The sequence below is a fragment of the Streptomyces corallincola genome (genome assembly GCF_019104725.1).
Taxonomy (GTDB): Bacteria; Actinomycetota; Actinomycetes; order Streptomycetales; family Streptomycetaceae; genus Streptomyces; species Streptomyces corallincola.
In genome coordinates, this window is sequence record NZ_JAHRXF010000050.1 from 19386 (window position 1) to 44498 (window position 25113).

General features: G+C 73.8%; 20 protein-coding genes and 1 riboswitch. Of the genes, 7 read left to right on the top strand and 13 right to left on the bottom strand.

Going from position 1 to position 25113, the window contains the following annotated elements; all coding sequences use genetic code 11:
• Positions 1 to 308: 308 nt before the first annotated feature.
• Positions 309 to 482, top strand: a complete 174-nt coding sequence (locus KUM39_RS24150) for a hypothetical protein (protein WP_217787869.1) — start codon at positions 309 to 311, stop codon at positions 480 to 482.
• A 110-nt stretch (positions 483 to 592) separates the two neighbouring features.
• Here KUM39_RS24150 and KUM39_RS24155 read toward each other — a convergent pair whose 3' ends face one another.
• Entirely contained in the window at positions 593 to 1408 is an 816-nt protein-coding gene (locus tag KUM39_RS24155; protein ID WP_217787870.1) for an inositol monophosphatase family protein, read from the bottom strand.
• 8 nt (positions 1409 to 1416) lie between these two features.
• Positions 1417 to 2544 carry a ferrochelatase gene (locus tag KUM39_RS24160; protein ID WP_217787871.1) on the bottom strand — a complete coding sequence of 376 codons (1128 nt, stop codon included), beginning with the start codon at positions 2542 to 2544 and terminating at the stop codon, positions 1417 to 1419.
• 307 nt (positions 2545 to 2851) lie between these two features.
• On the opposite strand from KUM39_RS24160, the gene KUM39_RS24165 reads away from it, so the two are divergent.
• A complete protein-coding gene (locus KUM39_RS24165; RefSeq protein ID WP_217787872.1) occupies positions 2852 to 4126 on the top strand; it encodes an MFS transporter in 1275 nt (424 codons plus the stop codon).
• Positions 4080 to 5414, top strand: coding sequence for a D-arabinono-1,4-lactone oxidase (locus KUM39_RS24170; RefSeq protein WP_217787873.1), 1335 nt, complete (start codon positions 4080 to 4082; stop codon positions 5412 to 5414). The genes KUM39_RS24165 and KUM39_RS24170 overlap by 47 nt, the downstream gene beginning before the upstream one ends.
• Here the strand turns inward: KUM39_RS24170 and KUM39_RS24175 are convergent.
• Positions 5338 to 6084, bottom strand: a complete 747-nt coding sequence (locus KUM39_RS24175; RefSeq protein WP_217787874.1) for a hypothetical protein — start codon at positions 6082 to 6084, stop codon at positions 5338 to 5340. The two genes, KUM39_RS24170 and KUM39_RS24175, sit on opposite strands and share 77 nt — an antisense overlap.
• 488 nt (positions 6085 to 6572) lie before the next feature.
• On the opposite strand from KUM39_RS24175, the gene sepH reads away from it, so the two are divergent.
• A complete protein-coding gene (sepH, locus tag KUM39_RS24180) occupies positions 6573 to 7613 on the top strand; it encodes a septation protein SepH (RefSeq protein ID WP_217787875.1) in 1041 nt (346 codons plus the stop codon).
• 148 nt (positions 7614 to 7761) lie between these two features.
• Here the strand turns inward: sepH and KUM39_RS24185 are convergent, their stop codons facing one another.
• The gene (locus tag KUM39_RS24185; RefSeq protein WP_217787876.1) at positions 7762 to 8610 is read right to left on the bottom strand and encodes a sulfurtransferase; all 849 of its coding nucleotides are present in this window, start codon (positions 8608 to 8610) and stop codon (positions 7762 to 7764) included.
• A 312-nt stretch (positions 8611 to 8922) separates the two neighbouring features.
• Between KUM39_RS24185 and KUM39_RS24190 the strand changes: the two genes are divergently transcribed.
• The gene (locus tag KUM39_RS24190) at positions 8923 to 9714 is read left to right on the top strand and encodes a VOC family protein (protein WP_217787877.1); all 792 of its coding nucleotides are present in this window, start codon (positions 8923 to 8925) and stop codon (positions 9712 to 9714) included.
• A 113-nt stretch (positions 9715 to 9827) separates the two neighbouring features.
• On the opposite strand, the gene KUM39_RS24195 is transcribed toward KUM39_RS24190, so the two are convergent.
• From KUM39_RS24195 to KUM39_RS24210, 4 genes are all read right to left on the bottom strand, one after another.
• Positions 9828 to 10478, bottom strand: a complete 651-nt coding sequence (locus KUM39_RS24195; protein WP_217787878.1) for a thymidine kinase — start codon at positions 10476 to 10478, stop codon at positions 9828 to 9830.
• Between the two features lie 42 nt (positions 10479 to 10520).
• Positions 10521 to 11717 carry an alkaline phosphatase family protein gene (locus KUM39_RS24200; protein ID WP_217787879.1) on the bottom strand — a complete coding sequence of 399 codons (1197 nt, stop codon included), beginning with the start codon at positions 11715 to 11717 and terminating at the stop codon, positions 10521 to 10523.
• Positions 11717 to 12313: a DUF5998 family protein gene (locus KUM39_RS24205; protein ID WP_217787880.1), complete on the bottom strand. Its 597-nt coding sequence runs from the start codon at positions 12311 to 12313 to the stop codon at positions 11717 to 11719. Before KUM39_RS24205 ends, KUM39_RS24200 begins: the two co-directional genes overlap by 1 nt.
• 91 nt (positions 12314 to 12404) lie before the next feature.
• Complete coding sequence (locus KUM39_RS24210; RefSeq protein WP_217787881.1) at positions 12405 to 15368, bottom strand: bifunctional acetate--CoA ligase family protein/GNAT family N-acetyltransferase; 2964 nt, start codon at positions 15366 to 15368, stop codon at positions 12405 to 12407.
• Between the two features lie 121 nt (positions 15369 to 15489).
• Between KUM39_RS24210 and KUM39_RS24215 the strand changes: the two genes are divergently transcribed.
• On the top strand, positions 15490 to 15771 hold the full coding sequence (locus KUM39_RS24215) for an HPr family phosphocarrier protein (protein WP_217787882.1): 282 nt from the start codon (positions 15490 to 15492) through the stop codon (positions 15769 to 15771).
• A 267-nt stretch (positions 15772 to 16038) separates the two neighbouring features.
• Here KUM39_RS24215 and KUM39_RS24220 read toward each other — a convergent pair whose 3' ends face one another.
• From KUM39_RS24220 to KUM39_RS24235, 4 genes are all read right to left on the bottom strand, one after another.
• Entirely contained in the window at positions 16039 to 16734 is a 696-nt protein-coding gene (locus KUM39_RS24220) for a GntR family transcriptional regulator (protein WP_217787883.1), read from the bottom strand.
• Between the two features lie 277 nt (positions 16735 to 17011).
• Entirely contained in the window at positions 17012 to 17755 is a 744-nt protein-coding gene (locus KUM39_RS24225; RefSeq protein ID WP_217787884.1) for a M23 family metallopeptidase, read from the bottom strand.
• A 12-nt stretch (positions 17756 to 17767) separates the two neighbouring features.
• Positions 17768 to 17933, bottom strand: a riboswitch (cyclic di-AMP (ydaO/yuaA leader).
• Positions 17934 to 18186: 253 nt separating this feature from the next.
• Positions 18187 to 19557 carry a M16 family metallopeptidase gene (locus KUM39_RS24230; RefSeq protein WP_217787887.1) on the bottom strand — a complete coding sequence of 457 codons (1371 nt, stop codon included), beginning with the start codon at positions 19555 to 19557 and terminating at the stop codon, positions 18187 to 18189.
• 17 nt (positions 19558 to 19574) lie between these two features.
• A complete protein-coding gene (locus KUM39_RS24235; RefSeq protein ID WP_217787885.1) occupies positions 19575 to 20972 on the bottom strand; it encodes a M16 family metallopeptidase in 1398 nt (465 codons plus the stop codon).
• Between the two features lie 285 nt (positions 20973 to 21257).
• Here KUM39_RS24235 and KUM39_RS24240 point away from each other — a divergent pair, with 285 nt between their 5' ends.
• Entirely contained in the window at positions 21258 to 23717 is a 2460-nt protein-coding gene (locus KUM39_RS24240; protein ID WP_217787886.1) for a DNA gyrase/topoisomerase IV subunit A, read from the top strand.
• 150 nt (positions 23718 to 23867) lie between these two features.
• Here KUM39_RS24240 and KUM39_RS24245 read toward each other — a convergent pair whose 3' ends face one another.
• Positions 23868 to 25004 carry a CobW family GTP-binding protein gene (locus KUM39_RS24245; RefSeq protein ID WP_217787888.1) on the bottom strand — a complete coding sequence of 379 codons (1137 nt, stop codon included), beginning with the start codon at positions 25002 to 25004 and terminating at the stop codon, positions 23868 to 23870.
• Positions 25005 to 25113 lie beyond the last annotated feature (109 nt).

Sequence of the window (25113 nt, forward strand, 5' to 3'; positions counted from 1 at the left end):
CCGTGGTTCGGGGCGCGCGACCCGTTCACCGGCGGCGCTTCCGGGGGGAGCGCGGGCCAAGTTCGCGGGGCCCGTGAGGTTTCCCCGGCGGGCAGCGGGGGGAGGACGGGTTTACACCCCACGATCACGCTCCGCGCGTGCCGTCGCACCTTGCGGCATCCCGTCATCCGCTTCCGCGGGCGGGCGTGGGAGGTCCGGCACCGTCGCCGCCCGGCGTCCGGCGCTGGGCACCCGCGAGCGATGTGATCGACCTTCCGTACGGCACTTCCCGTGCCACCGACCCACGACCCAGGACGAGGGGGCGCAGCATGGACGCTTTCACCGCAGGACTTCTGCAGCGCATAAAGACGACCGAGTCCGACCTGTCGCGGGCCCGTGACGAGGGCGACGACTTCCTCGTCGAGGTGGAGCAGGGAGAGCTGGACGACCTGCGCCGCCTCGCCGCCGAGCACGGCGTGGAGGTCAGCACGTCACGCGCCTGACGGCCGCGCACGCACCCGCACGGCGGGGCCCCGGCGAATCCAGTGCCGGGGCCCCGCCGTGCGTCCCGCGCCGGTCCGTACGGCGTGCGGACGGCCGCGCGGACGGGCCGTCAGTCGTGCCAGGCGCCGAAGTCCTCCAGGAGCCGCTGGAGGGGCTCGAAGACGCCGGGCGGTGCAGCCACCGTCAGCTCGCGCGACAGGGGCTCTCCGGGCCGTCCGCCGGTCAGCGCGCCCGCCTCCCGGGCAATGAGGTCACCGGCCGCGAAGTCCCACGGGTTGAGGCCGCGCTCGTAGTAGCCGTCCAGCCGCCCGCAGGCCACGTCGCACAGGTCGATCGCGGCCGAGCCGCCGCGCCGGACGTCCCGCAGCAGCGGGATCAGCCGGGCGGCCACGCCTGCCTGGTGGGCGCGGACGTCGGTGACGTAGTTGAACCCGGTGGAGACCAGGGCCTGCTCCAGCGGGGGCGCGGTCCGGCAGGCGAGGGCGCGCTCGCCCTCCCAGGCACCGGTCGCCCGGGCGCCGCCGCCCCGCACCGCGTGGTACGTCTCGCCGCGCATCGGCGCCGCGACCACCCCGACGACGGTCTCGCCGTCCAGCTCGGCGGCGACCGAGACGGACCAGGTGGGCAGCCCGTAGAGGTAGTTCACGGTGCCGTCGAGCGGGTCGATGACCCAGCGGACGCCGCTGCTGCCGGGGGTGTCGGCGCCCTCCTCGCCGAGGAAACCGTCGTCGGGGCGGCGGGCGGAGATCAGATCGGTGATCAGTTTCTCCGCCGCGATGTCCATCTCGGTGACGACGTCGATCGGGCTGGACTTGGTGCGGGCGACCGCCAGGTCGGCCGGGCGGCCGTCGCGCAGCAGTTCACCGGCGCGGCGGGCGGCCTCGCGGGCGAGGCCGAGCAGTTCCGCGTACGGGGCGTCGGTCACGGTTCTCCTCAGGCGTAGGGGCTGTCGGCACCGGCGGCGGCCGGGCGGGGGGCGCGGGCCGGGCAGCAGCCGACGGGGCAGACGTCGTGGCTCGCGCCGAGGGCGCCGAGGGCGCACGGGCTGGTCTTCTGCCCGCGCTCGGTGGCGGCACGCTCCCCGATCAGCTCGCGGACGGCGGCGGCGAACCGGGGGTCGGCGCCGACGGTGGCCGAGCGGCGCACCGGGAGGCCGAGTTCGGCGGCCTTGGCGGTGGCCTCGGTGTCGAGGTCGTAGAGGACCTCCATGTGGTCGGAGACGAAGCCGATCGGCGCCATCACGACGGCCGGGACGCCCGCCGCGTGCCGCTCCTGGAGGTGGTCGCAGATGTCCGGCTCCAGCCACGGGATGTGCGGGGCGCCGGAACGGGACTGGTAGACGAGCTGCCAGGGGTGGTCCACGCCGGTCCGCTCGCGCACCGCGTCCGCGATCAGCCGGGCCACGTCCAGGTGCTGTGCCACGTAGGCACCGCCGTCCCCGTGCGCCTCAGACGGGCCGGAGGCGTCGGCGGCGGCCGTCGGGATGGAGTGGGTGCTGAACGCGATGTGGGCGCCGTCGCGGACCTCGGCCGGGAGGTCGGCCAGCGAGCGCAGCACACCGTCGATCATGGGCTCGACGAAGCCGGGGTGGTTGAAGTAGTGCCGCAGTTTGTCCACGCGTGGCGGCTCCAGGCCCTCCTCGCGGAGCGCGGCCAGGGAGTCGGCGAGGTTCTCGCGGTACTGACGGCAGCCCGAGTAGGAGGCGTAGGCACTGGTGGCGAGGACCAGGACGCGGCGGTGGCCGTCGCGGACGATGTCGCGCAGGGTGTCCGTCAGGTACGGCGCCCAGTTGCGGTTGCCCCAGTAGACCGGGAGATCCAGCCCGGCCGCCGCGAAGTCGGTGCGGAGGGCGTCGAGGAGGGCGCGGTTCTGGTCGTTGATGGGGCTGACCCCGCCGAACAGGAAGTAGTGCTGCCCGACCTCCTTGAGGCGTTCCGTGGGGATGCCCCGGCCGCGCGTGACGTTCTCCAGGAACGGGACCACGTCGTCGGGTCCTTCGGGGCCGCCGAAGGAGAGCAGGAGCAGGGCGTCGTAGGGGGTGGGATCGAGCTCGTCTGGCATGGTCCCGATCCTGCCACCCGGCACCGACAAACCGGACGCGCGGGGTCCGGGTCGGGTCGCGGCGGGTCCGGACCGGCGGACGGACCGGGGCGGGCGATCCGGACCGGCGGCCGGACGGCGGTCGCGGGACCGCACGGCCGCAGGGGCACAGGGGCACAGGGGCACAGGGGCACAGGGGCACAGGGGACGCGATTCATCCGACTCGTAATCTTTATCCGCGACTGTCGTCCCCGACAGCCGCGGATCTCACAGAATCGCCGAACCGCCCCGCCCCCGAGCCACCCCGCAGAAGCCTCCCGGAGACCCCGTGCCCAGCCCTTACCGCGCCCTGTTCGCCGCACCCGGCGCCCTGGCCTTCTCCGCGGCCGGTTTCCTCGGCCGGCTGCCGATCTCCATGACCGGCATCGGCGTGGTCACGATGGTCTCCCAGCTCACCGGCCGCTACGGGCTCGCCGGGGCGCTGACCGCGACGCTCGCGCTGTCCGCCGCCGTGCTGGGCCCGCAGGTGTCCCGGCTGGTGGACCTGCACGGGCAGCGCCGGGTGCTGCGCCCGGCCACCCTGATCGCGCTGACGGCCACCGCCGGGCTGCTGCTCGCGGCGCGGTACGGGCTGCCGGACTGGGTGCTGTTCGTGTGCGCGGCCGGGGCGGGCACGGTGCCGAGCCTGGGCGCGATGGTGCGGGCCCGCTGGGCGGCGCTGTACCGGGGCACGCCCCGACTGCACACGGCGTACTCGTTCGAGTCGGTGGTGGACGAGATGTGCTTCGTGGTCGGGCCGATCGTCTCCATCGGGCTCTCCACCTCCTGGTTCCCGGAGGCCGGGCCGCTGGTGGCCGCCGTCCTGCTCGCCGCCGGGGTGTCCTGGCTGACCGCGCAGCGCGCCACCGAACCGGCCCCGCACCCGCGCGGCCCGCAGCGCGGCCCCGGCCTGCTCCGCTCCCCCGCGCTGCGGGTGCTGGTGGCGGCCTTCACCGCGACCGGCGCGGTGTTCGGAGCGGTGGACGTCGTCACCGTGGCCTTCGCCGACGAACGCGGCCACAAGGGCGCGGCCAGTGTGGTGCTGGCGCTGTACGCGGCGGGTTCCTGCGCGGCCGGGCTGGTCTTCGGGCTGCTGCGGCTCTCGGGGGCACCGGAGCGGCGCTGGCTGCTGGGCATGGCGGCGATGGCCGTGAGTATGATCCCCCTCCTACTGGTCGGGAGCCTGCCGCTGCTGGCCGTGGCGCTGTTCGTTGCGGGGCTGGCCATCGCACCGACGATGATCACGACGATGTCCCTCATCGAGGAGCACGTACCTCGCGCGCGGCTCACCGAGGGCATGACCTGGGTGAGCACCGGCCTCGCGGTCGGTGTGGCGCTCGGCTCGTCGGTGGCCGGCTGGGTGATCGACGCGGCCGGGGCACGGGCCGGGTACGGCGTCCCGGCGGCGGCCGGGGCGGTCGCGGTGGCGGTCGGTCTCCTGGGTTTCCGCCGGCTGCGCAGGCCGGCCGCGGTTCGGGGAGGCACCGTTGGGCAGCACGCCACGCATACCGAGCACGATGCGCACACCGAGCACGACGCGCGCGAGGAAGGGAACCTGGCGTAACTGGGGCGGCAATGTCACCGCCCGGCCCGCACGGCAGGTCGCGCCCGCCTCGGTGGCGGAACTGGCGGCCGAGGTGCGCCGCGCCGCCGAGGACGGGCTGCGGGTGAAGGCGGTCGGCACCGGCCACTCCTTCACCTCGCTGGCCGCGACGGACGGGGTGCTGGTCCGGCCGGACCTGCTGACCGGTGTCCGCGCGCTGGACCGGGACGCGATGACGGTGACGGTGGAGGCGGGCACCCCGCTGAAGCGGCTCAACGCGGCGCTGGCGCGGGAGGGCCTGTCGCTGGCCAACATGGGCGACATCATGGAGCAGACAGTGGCCGGGGCGACCAGCACCGGCACCCACGGCACCGGGCGGGAGTCCGGCTCGATCGCCGCGCAGATCAGGGGCCTGGAACTGGTCACCGCCGACGGCACGGTCCGTACCTGCTCCGCGACCGGCACGCCGGAGGAGCGGGAGCTGTTCGCCGCCGCGCGGATCGGGCTCGGCGCCCTCGGCATCGTCACCGCGCTCACCCTCGCCGTGGAGCCGCTGTTCCTGCTGACCGCGCGTGAGGAGCCGATGCCGCTGGAGCGGGTGCTCGCGGAGTTCGACCAACTGTGGGCGGAGAACGAGCACTTCGAGTTCTACTGGTTTCCGCACACCGGCAGCACCAACACCAAGCGCAACAACCGCAGCGCGGGCCCGGAGAAGCCGGTGGGCCCGTTGCGGGGCTGGTTCGAGGACGAGTTCCTCTCCAACGGGGTCTTCCAGGCGGCCCAGTGGGTGGGCCGCGCGGCCCCGGCGGCCGTCCCGGCCCTCGCCCACGTCTCCAGCCGCGCGCTGTCCGCGCGGACGTACACCGACATCCCGTACAAGGTGTTCACCTCGCCGCGCCGGGTGCGGTTCGTGGAGATGGAGTACGCCGTGCCGCGCGCCGCGCTGGCCGACACCGTGCGGGAGCTGAAGGCGGTGGTGGACCGGTCGGGGCTCCGGGTGAGCTTCCCGGTGGAGGTGCGCACCGCCCCGGCCGACGACATCACGCTGTCCACCGCCTCGGGCCGGGACTCCGCGTACGTCGCCGTGCACATGTACCGGGGCACGCCGTACCAGGCGTACTTCACCGCCGCCGAGCGGGTCTTCACCGCGCACGGGGGCCGCCCGCACTGGGGGAAGGTGCACACGCGGGACGCCGCGTACCTGGCGGACGCCTATCCGCGCTTCGCCGAGTTCACGGCGTTGCGCGACCGCCTCGATCCGGAACGGCTGTTCCAGAACGACTACTTGCGGAGGGTGCTGGGGTCGTAGGCGCCGTCGTGGGGGTGGCGCCGTCCGTGGGAGTGGCGGTGGGCGCCGGGGCCGTGGCCGGCCGCGTGGTGCCGGGCCGCCCGGTCGGGCCGGGGTCCGGCGCGGTGTCGCGGGGCGTGGGGCTCGGGCTGGCGGTGTCGCCGGGCGTCCCGGCACCGTCGCGGGCCACGCCGTACGAGGGGTACGCGGGTGCCGGGCGGGTGGTCCTCGGGGTGCCGCCCGCCACCGCGTCGCCCACCGTGGTGCCGGTGCCGCCGCTGAAGCTGCTGCCGGAGACCGTCTCGTAGACCGTGATGCCGGTCATGGTGACGCCGAAGACCAGGACGGCGGCGAGGAGCGGGCGTCTCCGGCTCCGGGTGCGGGAGCGGTACACGGTGCCGGCGCCGAACTCGCCCGGCGCGGGCGCCGGTCCGGCCGCCCGGCCTGCGCGCGGCGGGCGGGGCGTTGACGTCGCCTCGCGGAGCTGTTCGCCGGTGTGCCGGAAGAGGTGCTGGAACAGGGTGCCGCCGCAGGTGGCCACGACGCTGACCACCCCGGCGCCGAGGATCGTGCCGTACACCCCGAAGTACGCGGCGAGTTTGGCCGCCACCACGGCCGCCAGGGCACTGCCCGCGACCTGGGGCACGTTCAGGTCGATCCGCCGACGACCCCGTTCGGGCTTCTCACGCATACCCGGAGCTTTCCGTCCCTTCCCGTACGTAGGTGACACGACCGTCCTGATCGTCCTACCGCACCGGAAAAGGACGTACCGGCGAAACCATTGGTTCCGATTCCGGCGAATGCGTGAGGTTGCCCACGTTTGGGGAACTGGTCATCGGGTGACGCCCGCCGAAGTCCGTTCCTGGACGAGAAGTTGAGCGGCGCGCCATCCACGCACATGGTCCAAATGGAGTAGTGTGACGAGCCCTGGGTCCGGACTCCCACCAGGATGTCCGCGGCCTCGCTGGACCGCCTGGAGGGGGCCAGTTGCTCAGGGTGAGGAAGTTCGTCACTCACCGTGGCGAACGGGTAACCGTGACATGACGGCGCATCAGGGCCCATGCCCGACACGCCGGGCAACTCGGCAAGGTTGTGGCAGGCTGCACCCGGGCAGGCCACACTCGACTAGCGGAAGCAGCGACGCACGTGACGTCGGCAGGCACCATCCGGGAGGTCCCCATGCCCGAACTGCGTGTCGTGGCCGTCTCGAATGACGGCACACGGCTGGTGCTGAAGGCTGCCGACGCGACGGAGTACACACTCCCGATCGACGAACGGCTGCGTGCCGCCGTGCGCGGCGACCGTCCGCGCCTCGGACAGATCGAGATCGAGGTGGAGAGCCATCTCCGCCCGCGCGACATCCAGGCACGTATAAGAGCGGGCGCCACCGCCGAGGAGGTCGCGCAGCTCGCCGGTATCCCCGTCGATCGGGTCCGGCGCTTCGAGGGCCCCGTGCTGGCCGAACGCGCCTTCATGGCCGAGCGCGCCCGCAAGACCCCGGTCCGCCGTCCCGGTGAGAACTCCGGCCCGCTGCTCGGCGAGGCCGTGCAGGAGCGGCTGCTGCTGCGCGGGGTGGAGAAGGACACCGTGCAGTGGGACTCCTGGCGCCGGGACGACGGCACCTGGGAGGTCATGCTCGGCTACCGCGTCGCGGGCGAGGTGCACACCGCGAGCTGGACGTACGACCCGCCCCGGCGGCTCGTACAGGCCGTGGACGAGGAGGCGCGCTCGCTGATCGGCGAGTCCGAGGACCTCGCCGCGCCCGAACCCAGCTTCCCGTTCGTGCCGCGCATCGCCCGGCTGCCGCGCGAGCGCGGGATGGACCGCGCGCTCGACCGGTCGGACCGGGAGCGTCCGGCGCTGACCTCGCAGGCGGCCGACCCGGCCGAGGAGAGCGGCGAGCGGGACTCGCTGACCAGCCTCCTGGAGGCGGTGCCCAGCTTCCGGGGCGATCTGGTGGTCCCCGAACTCCCCTCCGCCGAACCGGACGAGGAGACCGTGGAGGAACCGGCGGCCGAGGAGCCCCCGGCGCCCGCCGCGTCGGCCGGGTCCGCCTACGCCGACGTGCTGATGCCCCGCGCGGTCACCAGCCACCGCGACCGGCTGATCGGCGCGACCGACCGGCAGGCGGAGGCCGACGGCGTCCGCCCCGGCCGCCGCGCCGCCGTGCCCAGCTGGGACGAGATCGTCTTCGGGACGCGGCGCAAGAAGCAGGAGTAGGCCGGACACCGGCCGCGACCGGCGGCCCGAGCGGGCCGGGACACCTCCACGGCGTCCCGGCCTCTTCGCTGTCCCGGCCCGTTCTCCCCGCCTCCCCTGTCCCTCTGATCCGGCCGCTTCGCGTGCCGCCCGCCCGCCGTACGACGGCTCAGCGGGGGTCCGGGCCCACCGCCACCGGGCGGGCGGGGTCGCGCGACCACTCCGACCAGGAACCCGTGTACAGCTCCGCGTCGATGCCCGCCACGGCCAGCGCCAGCACCTCGTGCGCCGCCGACACGCCCGAGCCGCAGTAGACGCCGACGGGTGTCCGGTCGGAGACGCCGAGCGCCCGGAAGCGGTCCCGCAGGTCCGCCGGGGGCAGGAACAGGCCGTCCGGGCCGACGTTCTCACCGGTCGGCGCCGACAGCGCGCCCGGAATGTGCCCCGCCGCCGGGTCGATGGGCTCCGTCTCGCCCCGGTACCGCTCCCCCGCGCGCGCGTCCAGCAGCACGCCGGTGCGGGCCAGCGCGGCGGCGCCGTCCGCGTCCAGGACGCCCCGCTTCCCCGGCACCGGGACGAAGTCGCCCTCGGCCGGGGCGGGCCGATCGGTCGTCAACGTGCCTTGCCAGGAAGGCAACCCGCCGTCCAGCACCCGCACGTCCGGGTGACCCGTCCAGCGCAGCAGCCACCAGGCGCGCGCGGCGGCCCAGCCCTGCCCGCCGTCGTACACGACGACCGTCCGGGACGGCGACACGCCCGCCCGGCGCACGGCCGCGCCGAACTCCGCGAGATCCGGCAGCGGATGGCGGCCCCCCGCGCCGGGGGCCCCTGCCAGCTCGCGGTCCAGGTCCACGAAGACCGCGCCCGGCAGATGGCCCGCCGCGTACGCCGCGCGTGCGTCGAAGGCGGGGGCGCCCGCGCCCGGCACGCTCAACTGCCAGCGCACGTCCAGCAGGACGGGCGGCTCCGCGCCGTCGAGCCGGGTGGCCAGTTCCGATGCGGTGATGAGTGCTGTCATGCGTCCATCCTTACGTCAGGGGTGGCCGTGGCGTCCAGGTACGGCTACTCTGCTCCGCCGAGCGGTCTCGATCACGAGGCGTACGCGGTCGGGCACGTGCTGTACTTCCGGCGGACCTCCGCCGGTCATCGTAGGAAGCGGCGGGAAACGGCAGAACGAGCATCCTCGCGCAGACGGCGCCGGTCGTCCGGCACGCCACGGCTGCGGCACGCGGATGCGGACACCGGCGGGGGCGCGCGCGTACGGGCGCGGCGCGGACGCCGGGAGCGGAAGCGACACGGCCACCGCGAGGGGCCGGGGAGAGAGTGATCGATGACCGAGGCACCGGAGTCGGCCGGTCCACGTGCGCGACGCGCACCCGGAACGCCCTGCTGGGTGAGTCTGATGGCGCACCGCCTGGCCGACACCGAGCGGTTCTACGGCGAGCTGTTCGGCTGGGAGTTCCGGCCCGGCCCGCAGCAACTCGGGCCGTACGTGCGGGCGCTGCTGGACGGGGAGGAGGTGGCGGGCATCGGGCAGCTGCCGCCGGACCACCGGCTGCCGGTGGCCTGGACGCCGTATCTGGCCTCCGACGACGTGGACGCGACGGCCCATCAGGTGCGGCTGTGCGGCGGAACGGTGGCGGTGGGCCCGCTGGACGCGGCCGAGGCGGGGCGGATGGCCATCGCCTCCGACCCGGCGGGCGCGGTGTTCGGCATCTGGCAGGGCTCGGCGCACTTCGGCGCCTCCATCGGCGGTGTCCCCGGCACCCCGGCCTGGAACGAGCTGCTGACGTTCGAGACGGCCAGCGTCGCCAAGTTCTACGAGGCCGTGTTCGGCTACGAGGAGGAACCGGCCCTCGCCGCCGGGCCCGACCATGTGACGCTGCGCGTCGCGGACCGGCCGGTCGCCGTGGTGCACGGGGTCGGGCGCGGACTGCGCCGGGACGGCGGCCCGCACTGGCTGACGTACTTCGAGGTCGCCGACGCCGACGCGACGGTCCGTCAGGTCGCCGCGCTGGGCGGCCGGGTGGTGGACGGCGTCCACGACGACGAGCACGGCCGTATCGCCACGGTCGCGGACCCGGAGGGCGCGGTGTTCTCGGTGATCCAGAACCCGCACTGACGCGGCGGAAGCCCTGCCCGGCCGTGCCCGGTGACCCGGAGGAGAAGCGCCTGGGGCGTGCCGTCGGCGCGCACCGGCGCCGGGCGGGCGGGGCGGCGCGGTCGGGGCGAGGGTCAGGGGGAGGTCACCGGCAGGACGTCCGGTGAGATGGACGCCGCCCGCGCCGTCGCCGCCGTCATGCGGCGCCGGTGGTGGCGGCGGCACAGCACCTCGTAACCGACCTCGCCCGCCGACTGGTTGACGTCCCCGATGACGACCTGGGCGCCCTCGACCACCATCGCGCCGCCTATCGTGCGGGCGTTGTGGGTGGCGCGGGCGCCGCACCAGCACAGCGCCTCCACCTGGAGCACCTCGACCCGGTCGGCCAGCTCCACCAGGCGCTGCGAGCCGGGGAAGAGCTTGGAGCGGAAGTCCGTGGTGATGCCGAACGCGTACACGTCGAGCGCGAGGTCGTCCACCACACGGGCGAGCTGGTCGATCTGGCCGGGGGCGAGGAACTGCGCCTCGTCGGCGATGACGTAGTCCGCGCGGCGCCCCTGCGAGAGGTGGTCCACCAGATACGCGTACAGGTCCTGGCCGTCCTCGACCTCGACGGCGTCGGTGACCAGGCCGAGCCGGGAGGACAGCTTGCCCTGGCCCGCGCGGTCGTCCCGCGTGAAGATCATGCCGACCAGGCCGCGCGCGGAGCGGTTGTGCTCGATCTGGAGAGCCAGCGTTGACTTCCCGCAGTCCATCGTTCCGGAGAAGAACACCAGCTCGGGCATGAGGGGCAGAGCACCTTTCGGCGAGGGGGACGCGGTGGGGGGTCAGGAGCGTACTTCGAGGAGCGGGACGAACTGTTCGGCGGGGGTCATCGAGCCGTGGTTGCCGACCAGCGCGGACTCCTTGGGCTCCCGCCGGGAGGCGGTGATCAGCACGTCGTCGTGGGCGGCGGCGATCACGTCCCCGAGGCGCGCGTACACCCGCTCGTCGCAGAAGCCGGGCGGGCCGAACCAGCCCGCGTCGATCGCCTCGTCCCGCGAGGCCACCCAGAACCGGTCCCCCAGCACCTCGCGCCACACCGTCAGCACGTCGCTCGCGGCGCCCGGCACCGCGTACACGTGCCGGGCGCGCCCCTCGCCGCCGAGCAGCGCGACACCGGCGCCCAGCTCCCAGTCCTCGTCGAAGTCGATGCGGCTGTCCTCGTCGAAGGGCACGTCCACCATGCCGTGGTCGGCGGTGACGTACAGCGCGCTGCGCGGCGGGAGCTGTTCCGCGAGGCGCTGCGCGAGCCGGTCCACGGTCATGAGCTGGCCGCGCCAGGTGTCGGAGGCGACGCCGTAGCGGTGCCCGGCGCCGTCCAGCTCGGAGTAGTACGTGTAGACCAGGGACCGGTCCCCGGCGGCGAGCTGGGCGGCGGCCAGGTCCATGCGGTCCTCGCCGGTCAGGCGGCCCCGGAAGGTGCCGCCGCTGAGCGCCACCTTGGTCAGCGGGGTGTGCTCGAACTGCGGCGAGGACACCTGGGCGGCGTGCACGCCCGCCGCGTCGGCGAGCTGGAACACGGTGGGGTACGGCTGCCAGGCGTGCGGCGGGGTCCAGGGCTGCCAGCGGAGCTGGTTCATCAGGTCGCCGGTGGCCGGGTCGCGCACCGCGTAGCCGGGCAGGCCGTGCGCGGCGGGCGGCAGGCCGGTGCCGACGGAGGCGAGGGAGGTGGCGGTGGTCGCCGGGAACCCGGCGGTGAGCGGGTGCCCGGTGCCGCCGCGCGAGCTGCCGAGCAGTGAGGTGAGGAACGGTGCCTCGCCGGGGTGGGCGCGCAGCTGCTCCCAGCCGAGTCCGTCCACCAGGAAGACACAGACCCGGTCGGCGGGGGCGAGTTCGGTGATGGTGGCGGTGGTGCCGGGCACGCCGAGTCCGGCGGCGAGGGTGGGCAGCAGGTCGGCGAGCGAGCCGGTGCCGTACGCGGGCAGGGGGGCCGATTCCAGGGCGAGCGGCTCCGGGTCGTCCCAGGCGGAGGGCTGCGCCATCAGCGCGTGGTCTCCGCGGTCGCCTCGGAGACGGCCTGCGCGAAGGCGAGCGCCTGGCGCACGGTCTCCGGGCCGTCCCCGGCCTCGCTGACGCGCAGGCTGAGGTCGTCGGCGGTGGAGCTGCCCGTGTACCCGTGGTCGGCCTCGCAGTTGGGGTCGCCGCAGGCGGCGGGCTCCAGGTCGATCCGGCTGACGGCGCCCCAGCCGATGGTCAGCACGACCTCGCGGGGCGTGGTGCCCGGCTTGTACTTCTCGGGGTTGGCGACCACCCGGCTGACCACGACGGACGAGATCCGGTCGAGCTTCACGGACTCGGTGGACGTGGTGGCGTACGGCGTCGGGGAGGTGGTGTCGGCGGCCTGCTCGTCGGTGTGGCTGACGATGAACCGGCTGCCGGTGAGGACCAGGACGGTCACATGGCGGCGGACCTCGTTCTGGTCGAACGTGGTCTCCTGGTGGACCAGATACGAGCGGACGGGCTCCCCGCCCACGGCGGCCTCCACCGCCTCGGCAACGAGGGCCGGGTAGTAGCCGCTGCGCTCGATCGCCGCGCGCAGCCCCTGGGTCGTCGTACTGGTCTTGGCCATGACGGCCATTCTAGTCCGTGGACACAGCGGGTCGGGGCCGCGCCCGGGGCCCCGCGCGGGCGGGCCGGGCGGGCGGGTCCGGGCGCCGGGCGCGGGGCGGTCAGTAGGCCGGGAGGGTGCGCGGGCCCAGGTCGTCGCGGGCGGGCGGCGGGGCGAGCCGGACGGTGGCGCCGAGGACGCTCACCCCGCGCGGGGCGACGACGACGGGCTCCAGGGTGACGGCCACCACCTCGGGGTGGTCGTCCACCAGCCGGGAGACCCGCAGCAGCAGTTCCTCCAGGGCGGGGGTGTCCACAGGGGTGGAGCCGCGCCAGCCGAACAGCAGCGGGGCGGTGCGGATGGAGCGGACCAGTGAGGTCGCGTCGCGGTCGGTGACCGGGATGAGCCGGTGCGCGGTGTCGTCGAGGAGCTGCGAGGCGGCGCCCGCGAGCCCGAACGACAGCACGGCACCGGCGGCCGGGTCGATGACGGCGCGGACGACGGTGTCCACACCGCGCGGTGCCATGCCCTGCACCACCGGCCGCAGTTCCTCGGGCTTGCCGAACAGCTCGGTCAACTCGGCGTAGGCGCGGCGCAGTTGTTCCTCGTCCGCGAGGTCGAGGCGGACCCCGCCGAGGTCGGCGCGGTGCCGCAGGTGCGGTGCGGTGGCCTTCAGGGCGACCGGGTAGCCGAGGGTGCGGGCGGCTTCGGCGGCGGCCTCCGGGTCGGGGGCGGGCAGTGCGCGGCGGACCCGGATGCCGTACTTCTCCAGCAGGTCGCAGGTCTCGTTCTGGCCGATGGTCAGGCCCCGGCCGCGCGCGAGGAGGGTACGGATGAGTGCGGCGGCGCCCTTCTCGTCTATGCCGTACTCGGGCACCTTGCCGGGATCGGCCGCCTCGCGCCGCCACTGCGCGTACCGCACGGCTTCGGCGAGGGCGCGTACGGCGCGCTCGGCGGCGGGGTAGGCGGGGATGAGGCGAGGGGTGGCCGGTTCGCCGGGCCGCGCGGGGTCGCCGGGGGCGGTGAGGGGCGCGGGGTCGGGCGTGCGGTCGCGGCCGGGGTTCGGCGCGGTGGTGGGGGTGGCCGGGGTACCGGGCGGTCGCGGGGTGGTGGGGGTGGCCGGGGTGTCCGGAACCCGGTCAGCGGCAGGGGTGGCCGGAGCACCCGGTGCCTGGGGGGCGGCAGGGGTGGCCGGGGTGCCCGGTGCCTGCGGTGCCGTGCTCGCGGCGGCGGACAGCGCCTCGGCGAGGCCGCCCAGTTCGACGTGGACGACCAGCACCGGTTTGCCGGGGGCCCCGGCGGCAGCCGAGCGCAGGGCACCGGCGAGTTCGGCGTCGCCGGGCGAGCGCTCCCCCACGGCCGGGATGGCGGTGACGACGACGGCGTCGCAGGAGTCGTCCGCGAGCGCGCGGGACAGCGCCCGGTGGAAGTCGTCCGCCGTGGCGGCGGTGGTCAGGTCGATCGGGCGGGCCGGGCGCAGCCCCTCCGCGAGGCAGCGGTCGTAGGTGAGGACGCCCAGGGACTCGGAGTTGCCGAGGATCGTGACGCGCGGTCCGGCGGGCAGCGGCTGGCGGGCCAGCAGCAGTCCGGCGTCCACGAGTTCGGTGATGGTGTCCACCCGGATCACCCCGGCCTGCCGCAGCAGCGCGGAGACCGTGGCGTGCGGCAGCCGGGTGGCGCGCACCGCGTGCCCCTGCGGGGCGGAACCGACGCCCTGCACCACGACCAGGGGTTTGGCGGCGGCGGTGCGCCGGGCGAGCCGGGTGAACTTGCGGGGGTTGCCGATGGACTCCAGGTACATCAGGGCGACGTCGGTCTCGGTGTCGTCGAACCAGAACTGCAGGACGTCGTTGCCGGAGACGTCGGCCCGGTTGCCGGCGGAGACGAAGGTGGACACCCCGGTGAAGCCGGTGACGCCGCCGCCGCGCCGGTGCAGCCGGGACAGCAGGGCGATGCCGATGGCGCCGGACTGCGAGAACAGCCCGGTGCGGCCGGTGCGGGGCATGTCGGGCGCCAGGGAGGCGTTCAGGCGGACACCGGGCGCGGTGTTGATCACACCGAAGGAGTTGGGGCCGATGATCCGCATGCCGTACGCGCGTGCCTGGTGGACCAGGGCGCGCTGCCGCTGCCGTCCGTCGGAGCCGCTCTCGGCGTACCCGGCGGACAGGACGACCAGTCCCTGCACGCCGTGTTCGCCGCACTCCGCGACCACCGCGGGCACGAACTCGGCCGGGACGGCGACGACCGCGAGGTCCACGGGTTCCGCGATGTCCCGCACCGAGCCGAACGCGGGCACCCCGTCCACCTCGTGGACGCCGTCCGGGAAGGCGTGGTTGACGGCGTACAGCCGTCCCGCGTACCCGGCGTCGCGGATGTTGCCGAGCACGCTGCGGCCCACCCCGCCGGGGGTGCGGCCGACACCGACGACGGCGACGGAGCCGGGCGCGAGCAGACGGCGCACCGAGCGCGCCTCGGCGCGCTGTTCGCGGGCCCACTGCACGGCGACGGAGCGGTCGGTGGGTTCGAGTCCGAACTCCAGGCGTACGACGCCGTCCTCGAAGCTGCGTTTCTGGGTGTAACCGGCGTCGGTGAACACCTTGATCATGCGGGAGTTGGCGGGCAGCACCTCGGCGGCGAACCGGCGGATGCCGCGCTCGCGGGCGACGGCGGCGATGTGCTCCAGCAGGGCGGAGGCGACGCCGCGCCCCTGGTGGGCGTCCTGGACGAGGAAGGCGACCTCGGCCTCGTCACCCGCGGCACCCCCGTCCTTGCCGGTGCCGAGCCGGTCGTAGCGGACGGTGGCGATGAACTCGCCGCCCACGGTGGCCGCGAGGCCGACCCGGTCCACGAAGTCGTGGTGGGTGAAGCGGCGGACGTCCTTGGCGGACAGGCGGGGGTAGGGCGCGAAGAAGCGGTAGTACTTCGACTCGTCGGAGACCTGCTCGTAGAAGCTGACCAGCCGTTCGGCGTCGTCCACCGTGATGGGCCGGACGCGGGCGGTGCCCCCGTCGCGCAGCACCACGTCCGCCTCCCAGTGGGCGGGGTACTCGTGCCGGTCCTGCTGCCGGTCCGCCGGGCTCTGCATGGGGCCAGCGTACGGCTCGCGTACGACAACGCCGCGAGGCAGGCTGAGGGGGCGCGGCGGTGTCGGGGAGCCGTGTGGGAAACTGGTCTAGACAACTTGAGTCACTGAAGGGCAGCAACACATGGCTGAGCGCCGCGTCAACGTCGGCTGGGCCGAGGGCCTCCACGCCCGACCCGCCTCCATCTTCGTCCGGGCCGCCACGGCCACCGGCGTGCCGGTGACCGTCGCCAAGGCCGGGGGCACGCCGGTCAACGCGGGCTCCATGCTGGCCGTGCTGGGGCTGGGCGCCCGTGGCGGCGAGGAGATCGTGCTCGCCTCCGGGGCGGACGGCGCGGAGGCCGCGCTGGAGCGGCTGGCGAAGCTGGTCGCGGAGGGCCTGGAGGAACTGCCCGAGACGGTCTGAGAAGGACCGTGGAATCCGTGCCGCCCCGTGGAGGGTGGCACGGATTTCTCTTTTCGGGCGCGTCCGAATTTCCGGGCGGGTTCGTTTTCCCGGCGCATTCGAGATCCGAGCGCATTCGAGATCCGGGCACGTCCGATTTTCGGGCGCGTTCGAGAGGCCGGACGGGCGCGCGTTCCGCGACGCACATTCCCTTCGTCACGGAAACCGCTTCTCCGCGCGGGAAAGTAATGCGCGCCGAATATCTTCTCTTTGTATACGGTGCCCGTGTTAAGGGCGCGGACCCGTTGTGTTTACGGCATGTTGCGAGGTCCTCACCTGCCCGGCGCGGTCGTTCCCGGCGGCCCGGCGCAGGCGGTGCGCGGCGGTCGCGCGCTCGGCGTGCAGCGCGGTGACCGCGCGCGCCCGGTCGGCGTCGCCGCGGGCCACCGCGTCCGCGATGGCCCGGTGTTCGGCCCACGCCTCCCGCGGGTCGGGCGGGACGTCCACGGCGTACATCCACGCGATCTTGTGCCGCAGCCGGTTCAGCGTGGCGGTCAGCGAGGGGCTCCCGGCGGCCTGCGCGAGCGTCTCATGGAACCACACCCCCAGGGCCCGGAGATCCTCCGTGGCGCCGCGCGCGGCCCGCTCCTGACCGAGTCCGACCAGGCCACGCAGGACTTTCACATGGGCCTCGGTGCGCCGCTGGGCGGCACGGGCCGCGCCCAGGGGCTCCAGCAACCGGCGCATCTCCAGCAGGTCGGCGGCCTCCTGCTCGGTGGGCTCGGCCACGCAGGCGCCCGCGTGGCGCCGGGTCACGACGAACCCCTCGGCCTCCAGCGTGCGCAGCGCCTCGCGGACGGGGACGCGCGAGACGCCGTAGCGGCGGGCGAGGACCTCCTCGGTGAGTCGCCCGCCGCGCACGTGGACCCCGGCGACGATGTCGTCCCGGATCGCCGTGCACACCGAGTGCGCCGGAATACGCATGACCGACCTCCGTGTGATTCCCGCGAAACACCGGCGAGGGACACCCGTATCGCGCACCGTCCGTCCCGCGACTCTATGACAGAGGGGCGGAATTTCCGATGGCACGGAGAAATCCGGGGATATTTTTTGGCCAGGTCGTGGGATGGGCGGGGCGTACGGCGCATGCGGTCGCGCGGAGTTCCCGGAAAGCGGAAAAGCCCCGGAAGTCCGGGGCTTTCGCGTACTCCTCGCACACTCCTCGCGCGCCGCTCCCGTACGCCGCTCGCGCGCCGGTGGGTCAGACGGCCACGCCGTGCTCGCGGAGGTAGGCGACCGGATCGACGTCCGAACCGTAGTCCGGGCCGGTACGGGCCTCGAAGTGCAGGTGCGGGCCGGTGACGTTGCCGGTCGCCCCGGAGAGGCCGATGCGCTGGCCCGGTGCCACCGTCTGGCCCACCGTGACGCCGATGGACGACAGATGGCCGTACTGGGTGTACATGCCGTCGGCCATCCGGAGCACGATCTCGTTGCCGTACGCGCCGCCCCAGCCGGTGGAGACGACGGTACCGGCACCGGCCGCGCGGACGACGGTGCCGGTCGCGGCGTGGAAGTCGATACCGGTGTGCGAGCCGGAGGACCACAGGGTGCCTCCGGTGCGGTAGCCGGTGGAGACGTGGGAACCGGCGACGGGCGCCACGAAGGCGTTCAGCCTGCGGCGCTCGGCCTCGCGGGCGGCGCGCGCCCTGGCCTCGCGGGCCTCGGCCGCCGCCCTGGCCGCCGCGGCCTCGGCCGCCTTGCGGTCGGCGCTCGCCTGCTGGGCCCGGGCCTGGGCGTCGATCTGCGCGGCCACGGTGTCGCCGGTGGCGACCACCGGGGCGAGCCCGGCGGCCGGGGCGTCGTTCTCGGCGGCGAACGCCGGGGCGACCGCGAGGGTGCCGACGACGCCGGTGGTGGTGAGGGCCACGACGCCCGCCGCCGAAGCGGTGGTCCGTCTGACCCGTCCGGGCTTGCGATGCTTCCCGGTGGCGCAGTTGAACGCCATGAAGTGGCCGGTCCTTTCCTTCCCTCTCGCCTACCGGGTTAGCTGACGGGTTCGGAGCAGGAAGGTCTCCTACGGAACTCCCGCGCGGGCGCGGGCCGTTCCGATTCACCCCAGGGACTGCACACGGGTCCCCGGCTCCCCCGGCTCGCGCCGTACGGGGACTCGGCGATGGCTGTCCGGTGCCGCGGGTGCGGCGCACTGCCCGACGAACAGCCCGGAAGACGCTAAGCGGGACGGACGGCGCCTCTCAAACCGAACCGGTCGTTTGTAACGCTTGCCACAGGGCAGAAGGGCGTGCTTCCGGTCAATTCGGGCGCCGCTGAACGCCCGTACGAAAAGGCCGCCCGGCCGCGAAGGCGGCGGGAACGGAACGTGGGGTCCTGACGGCCTGTCGGCCGCCGGACCCCACTCACCACTGCCGTCGGGCGCGGCTACTCGGCCGTCACCACGGTGACCTCACCGATGCCGAGCGCGCGGACCGGCTCAGCGATCTGCGCGGCGTCACCGACGAGCACGGTGACCATGCGGTCCTCGGGGAACGCGGCCACGACGGCGGCGGTGGCCTCCACCGTGCCGGTGTCCGCGAGGCGCTGATACAGCGTCGCCTGGTAGTCGTCGGGCAGATACTGCTCGACCTGGTCGGCCAGGGTGCTCGCCACGGCCGCCGCCGTCTCGTACTTCAGCGGGGCGACCCCGACGAGGTTCTGCACGGCCACGTCGCGCTCGGCGTCGGTCAGGCCGCCCGCCTTGAGGGTGCGCAGCACCGTCCACAGGTCGTCCAGCGCCGGGCCGGTGTTCGGGGTGTCCACCGAGCCGCTGATGGCGAGCATGGAGGCGCCGGTGCCGTCCGGGGCGGAGCGCAGCACCTGCCCGAAGGCGCGCACGCCGTAGGTGTAGCCCTTCTCCTCGCGCAGGACGCGGTCCAGGCGGGAGGTGAGGGTGCCGCCGAGGCAGTAGGTCCCGAGGACCTGCGCGGCCCACACCCGGTCGTGCCGGTCGGAGCCGACGCGGCCGATCAGCAGCTGCGTCTGCACGGCTCCGGGACGGTCCACGACGACCACGCGGCCGGTGTCGTCGGCGGTCACCGGCGGTACCGGGCGCGACTCGCCGGGCGTGCCCGTCCAGGCGCCCAGGGTCTCGCCGAGCAGCGTGTCGAGGTCGATGCCGGTGAGGTCCCCGACGACGACCACGGTGGCCGTGGCGGGCCGCACATGGCGGTCGTAGAAGCCGCGTACGGCAGCCGCGTCGATCTTCTCGACGGTGTCCTCGGTGCCCTGGCGGGGGCGGGACATCCGGGCGGTCGCGGGGAACAGCTGCCGGGACAGCTCCTTGGCGGCACGGCGGGCCGGGTTGGCCGTCTCGTGCGGGATCTCGTCCAGGCGGTTGCGGACCAGGCGCTCGATCTCGCTCTCCGCGAAGGCGGGGGCACGCAGGGCGTCCGCGAGCAGACCGAGCCCCTTGGCGAGCCGGGAGGCCGGGACCTCCAGGCTGATGCGGACGCCGGGGTGGTCGGCGTGCGCGTCCAGGGTGGCACCGGCCCGCTCCAGCTCGGCCGCGTACTCCTCGGCGGAGTCGCGGTCGGTGCCCTCGGTGAAGGCGCGCGCCATGATCGTGGCGACGCCGTCCAGACCGGCGGGTTCGGCGTCCAGGGGCGCGTCGAGCAGCACCTCGACCGCGACGACCTGCTGGCCGGGGCGGTGGCAGCGCAGCACGGTCAGGCCGTTGCCGAGCGTGGAGCGCTCGGGCGCGGGGAACGCCCACGGCCGGGCCTCCCCGGCCTCGGGCCGGGGGTGGAACTGCATGGTGGCGAGCTGCTCGGTCACTTGGCCGTCTCCTCGTTCTCGTCGCGGCCTGCGGCGGCCTCCACGGTGGCTTCCGACTCCGGGTCCTCGGGCACCTCGGCGTCCTCGACGGTCTCCGGGGACTTGGGCTCGTAGACCAGCACCGCGCGGTTGTCGGGCCGCAGGCGGGCCTGGGCGACCGCCTTGACCTCGTCCGCGGTGACCTCCAGGACGCGCTGTACGGCGGTCAGCGCGAGCTGCGGGTCACCGAACAGGACGGCGTAGCGGCAGAGTTCGTCGGCGCGACCGGCGACCGTGCCGAGCCGGTCCAGCCACTCGCGCTCCAACTGGGCCTGCGCGCGCTCCATTTCCTCCGGGGTCGGACCCTCGGCGGCGAAGCGGGCCAGCTCGTCGTCGATCGCGGCCTCGATGACCGGGACCTCGACGTCGCCGGAGGTCTTGACGTCGAGCCAGCCGAGCGAGGGCGCGCCCGCCAGCCGCAGCAGACCGAACCCGGCGGCCACGGCCGTACGGTCGCGGCGCACCAGGCGGTTGTAGAGCCGGGAGGACTCGCCGCCGCCGAGGACGGTGAGCGCCAGGTCGGCCGCGTCGGACGCGCGGGTGCCGTCCTCCGGGAGCCGGTAGGCGGCCATCAGCGCGCGCGCCGGGACCTCCTCCACGACGACCTCGCGCAGCTGTTCACCGATGACCTCCGGCAGCGAGCCGTCGCGCGGGGCGGGCTTGCCGTCGTGGGCCTCGATGGAGCCGAAGTACCGCTCGATCCAGGCGAGCGTCCGCGCGGGGTCGATGTCGCCGACCACGGACAGCACCGCGTTGTTGGGCGCGTAGTAGGTGCGGAAGAACTGGCGGGCGTCCTCCAGGGTGGCCGCGTCCAGGTCCGCCATCGAGCCGATCGGCGTGTGGTGGTACGGGTGGCCCTCGGGGTACGCCAGGGCGGTCAGCTTCTCGAACGCGGTGCCGTAGGGCACGTTGTCGTAGCGCTGGCGGCGCTCGTTCTTGACGACGTCGCGCTGGTTCTCCATCGACTCGTCGTCCAGGGCGGCCAGCAGCGAACCCATGCGGTCCGCCTCCAGCCACAGCGCGAGTTCGAGCTGGTGGGCGGGCATCGTCTCGAAGTAGTTGGTGCGCTCGAAGCTGGTGGTGCCGTTGAGCGAACCGCCCGCGCCCTGCACGAGTTCGAAGTGGCCGTTGCCCTTGACCTGCGCCGAGCCCTGGAACATCAGGTGCTCGAAGAGGTGCGCCAGACCGGTGCGGCCCTTCACCTCGTGGCGTGAGCCCACGTCGTACCAGAGGCACACCGCGGCCACCGGGGTCAGGTGGTCCTCGGAGAGCACCACACGCAGACCGTTGGCCAGCCGGTGCTCGGTCGCTGTCAGGCCCCCGGAGCCTGCCTCGGCCGTGGTCGTGTGACCCATGCGCATTACGTCCCTTCACGAGCGGAGGCGGTCCTCACGACCGCCGGCTTCCTGCCGGTCCTGCCACTGTATGCACAGCGTGCGGGACCTCGGTGAAGTTCCCGCACGACGTACGCCCACAGCGGATCGCGTAGCCTGCTCGACGCGCGCCGCGGGGGCGGCCCCCGGCACCGGGCCGGGCCGCGCGGAACCGGGTCGTGGCACGGGTTGTCGGTGCCTCGGTCCACAATGGTCCGCGTCAGTACCGCTCCGCGAGCGACCAGGAACCAGGAGGAGCCGGCAGCGATGGCCCGCCGCAGCACGAAGACCCCGCCCCCCGACGATGCGTACGAGGAGAGGATCCTCGACATCGACGTCGTGGACGAGATGCGCGGCTCCTACCTGGAGTACGCGTACTCGGTCATCTACTCGCGCGCCCTGCCGGACGCCCGTGACGGTCTGAAGCCGGTGCACCGCCGGATCGTCTACCAGATGAACGAGATGGGCCTGCGCCCCGACCGCGGCTACGTCAAGTGCGCGCGCGTCGTCGGCGAGGTGATGGGCAAGCTGCACCCGCACGGCGACTCCTCCATCTACGACGCCCTGGTGCGCATGGCGCAGCCGTTCTCGATGCGCGTGCCGCTGGTGGACGGGCACGGCAACTTCGGTTCGCTGGGCAACGACGACCCGCCCGCCGCGATGCGGTACACCGAGTGCCGGATGGCTTCGGCGACGAGCCTGATGACCGAGTCCATCGACGAGGACACGGTCGATTTCGCGCCCAACTACGACGGCGCGGAGGAGGAACCGGTGGCGCTGCCCGCCGCGTTCCCCAACCTGCTGGTCAACGGCGCCTCCGGGATCGCGGTCGGCATGGCGACCAACATGGCGCCGCACAACCTGCGCGAGGTCGTCGCCGCCGCCCGCCATCTGATCCGCTTCCCGAACGCGGACCTGGACGCGTTGATGAAGCACGTCCCCGGCCCCGACCTGCCCACCGGCGGCCGGATCGTCGGCCTGGACGGCATCCGCGACGCGTACGCCACCGGGCGCGGCTCCTTCAAGATGCGTGCCACGGTCGCGGTGGAGACGGTCACCGCCCGCCGCAAGGGCTTGGTCGTCACCGAACTGCCCTTCACCGTCGGCCCGGAGAAGGTGATCGCGAAGATCAAGGACCTGGTCAACGCCAAGAAGATCCAGGGCATCGCGGACGTCAAGGACCTCACCGACCGCGAGCACGGCCTGCGTCTGGTCATCGAGATCAAGAACGGCTTCGTGCCGGAGGCGGTCCTGGAGCAGCTGTACAAACTGACGCCGATGGAGGAGTCCTTCGGCATCAACAACGTCGCCCTGGTGGACGGCCAGCCGCTGACCCTGGGCCTCAAGGAGCTGCTGGAGGTCTATCTCGACCACCGGTTCACCGTGGTGCGCAGGCGCAGCGAGTTCCGCCGCACCAAGCGCCGGGACCGGCTGCACCTGGTCGAGGGTCTGCTGACCGCGCTGCTGGACATCGACGAGGTCATCCGGCTGATCCGGTCCAGCGAGAACTCCGCGGAGGCCAAGCGGCGTCTGATCGAGCGGTTCGCGCTGAGCGAGGTCCAGACGCAGTACATCCTGGACACCCCGCTGCGCCGTCTCACCAGGTTCGACCGCATCGAGCTGGAGGCGGAGAAGGCGAAGCTCACCGAGGAGATCGCGGAGCTGACCCGCATCCTCGACTCGGACACCGAGCTGCGCAAGCTGGTGTCGGCCGAACTCGCCGCCGTGGCGAAGCAGTTCGGCACCGACCGGCGCACCGTGCTGCTGGAGTCGGCGGGTACTCCGGTCGCCTCCGTGCCGCTCCAGGTCGCGGACGATCCGTGCCGGGTGCTGCTGTCCTCCACCGGCCTGCTCGGCCGTACGCTCGATGCCGCGCCCTTCCCGAAGCAGGCCGCCGCCAAGCGGGTGGCCCACGACGTGATCCTCTCGGCGGTCGCGGCCACCGCGCGCGGCGAGGTCGGCGCGGTGACCTCGACGGGACGGCTGCTGCGGATCAACGTCGTGGATCTGCCCCAACTGCCCGCGCCCTCGGGTGCGCCGAACCTGTCGGGCGGTGCGCCGCTCGCGGAGTTCCTCTCCCTGGACGGCGACGAGACACTGGTCTGCCTGACCACCCTGGACGAGTCCTCGCCGGGTCTCGCGCTCGGCACCGAACAGGGCGTGGTCAAGCGGGTGGTGCCCGACTACCCGTCCAACAAGGACGAGTTGGAGGTCATCACCCTCAAGGAGGGCGACCGGATCATCGGCGCGGCGGAGCTGCGCACCGGCGACGAGGACCTGGTCTTCATCACGGATGACGCGCAACTGCTGCGTTTCCAGGCGTCGATCGTGCGTCCACAGGGGCGCCCGGCCGGGGGCATGGCGGGCATCAAGCTCGCCGACGGCGCGAAGGTCATCTCGTTCGCGGTGGTCGATCCGGCCGCCGACGCCGCCGTGTTCACCGTCGCGGGCTCGCGCGGCACCCTGGACGACTCCGTGCAGACCACGGCCAAGCTGACACCGTTCGACCAGTATCCGCGCAAGGGCCGCGCCACCGGCGGTGTCCGCTGCCAGCGCTTCCTGAAGGGCGAGGACTGCCTCTCTCTGGCCTGGGCGGGCCCTGTTCCGGCCCGCGCCGCCCAGAAGAACGGCACCCCGCTCGACCTGCCGGAGTTCGACCCGCGCCGGGACGGCTCGGGGATCTCGCTGGGGAAGACGGTGGGGATCGTGGCGGGGGCGCTGTCCTGACGGAGGCGTCGCGGAGGCGGCGCGGAGGCGGCGCGGAGGCGGCGCGGAGGCGGCGCGGAGGCGTTGCCGGGATGAGCGGGGCGGGGGTCGGGGCGCGGCGCCGCCAGGCGGTGAGCGGATCAGGTGGCGAGCGGATCACCTGATGGGCCATCAGGTGATGAGCGGGTCCGGCGGGTCCTCCACGTCGGCCTCCTCCGCCCCGGCCGGTCCCTGTACGTACCTCAGGACGCCCCACATGCCGTGTTCGTCGGTGTGTGGGGCGTCGTCGTTCGCGCACTCCGTGAGTGCGGCGGCGAGCGCGTCGGTGTCGATGCCGGAGCCGATCAGCACGAGCTGGGTGCGGCGGGGGCCCGCCGCGCTCGGCCAGGGCTCCGGGTAGAACCGCAGGAAACGGCCGACGGCATGGACGGCGTACCGGTTCACCGGGTCGTACGGCCCGAAGTCAACGTATCCCTTGATCCGGTACAGACCGTCGGGACGACTGTCCAGGAATCGCATCAACCTGCGCGGATCAATGGGGACTTCGGTGGTGTGGGAGAGGCTGTCGTAGGCGGCGTGCAGGTGCGGGGCGTGAGCGGGCCCGTCGGCGTCGCCGCTGTCGTCGTCGGCATGGGTGTGGAGGTCGTCGAAGGAGAGCTGGCCCACGCGTTCCTCGCTCGGGCGGCAGTCGAAGAGGAACTCCGGGTCGATCCGCCCGTAGGTGGCGGGTACGACGGCCGCACGACCGGTGAGGGTGCGGACGAGCCCGAGGACACGGTCGCCGTCGGGCACCCGGTCCAGCTTGTTGACGACGACGAGGTCGGCGAGCGCGAGGTGCCGGTCGATCTCCGGATGCCGGGCACGGGTCTCGTCGAACTCCGCCGCGTCCACGACCTCCACGAGCCCGCCGTACACGATGCCGGGGTGCTCGCTGGCGAGCAGCATCCGTACGAGTTCCTGCGGCTCGGCCAGCCCGCTCGCCTCGATGACGACGACATCGGTTCCGGCGGCGGGCGAGGCGAGCTTGGCGAGGTAGGTGTCGAGTTCGGTCGCGTCCACCGCGCAGCACAGGCAGCCGTTGCCGAGCGAGACGGTGGAGTCCCCGAGTGCGCCCGCGACGGCCATCGCGTCGATCTCGATGGCCCCGAAGTCGTTGACCAGCGCGCCGATCCGGCTGCCTCCGCTGCGGTGCAGCAGATGATTGAGCAGGGTCGTCTTGCCCGAGCCGAGGAACCCGGCGAGCACGACGACCGGGATCTGCCGGGGACCTGCGACCCCCTCCGCACGGTCCGCCTCACTGCCGAGCATGCTCTTCCCCACCGGACGGCCCCTCTCCCGGCGTGCGCCGCCCGGCTCGCGGCCCGGTGCGCACGGGTGGACGTTCTGGACGACCAGGATACGAGGAACACACCTGCTC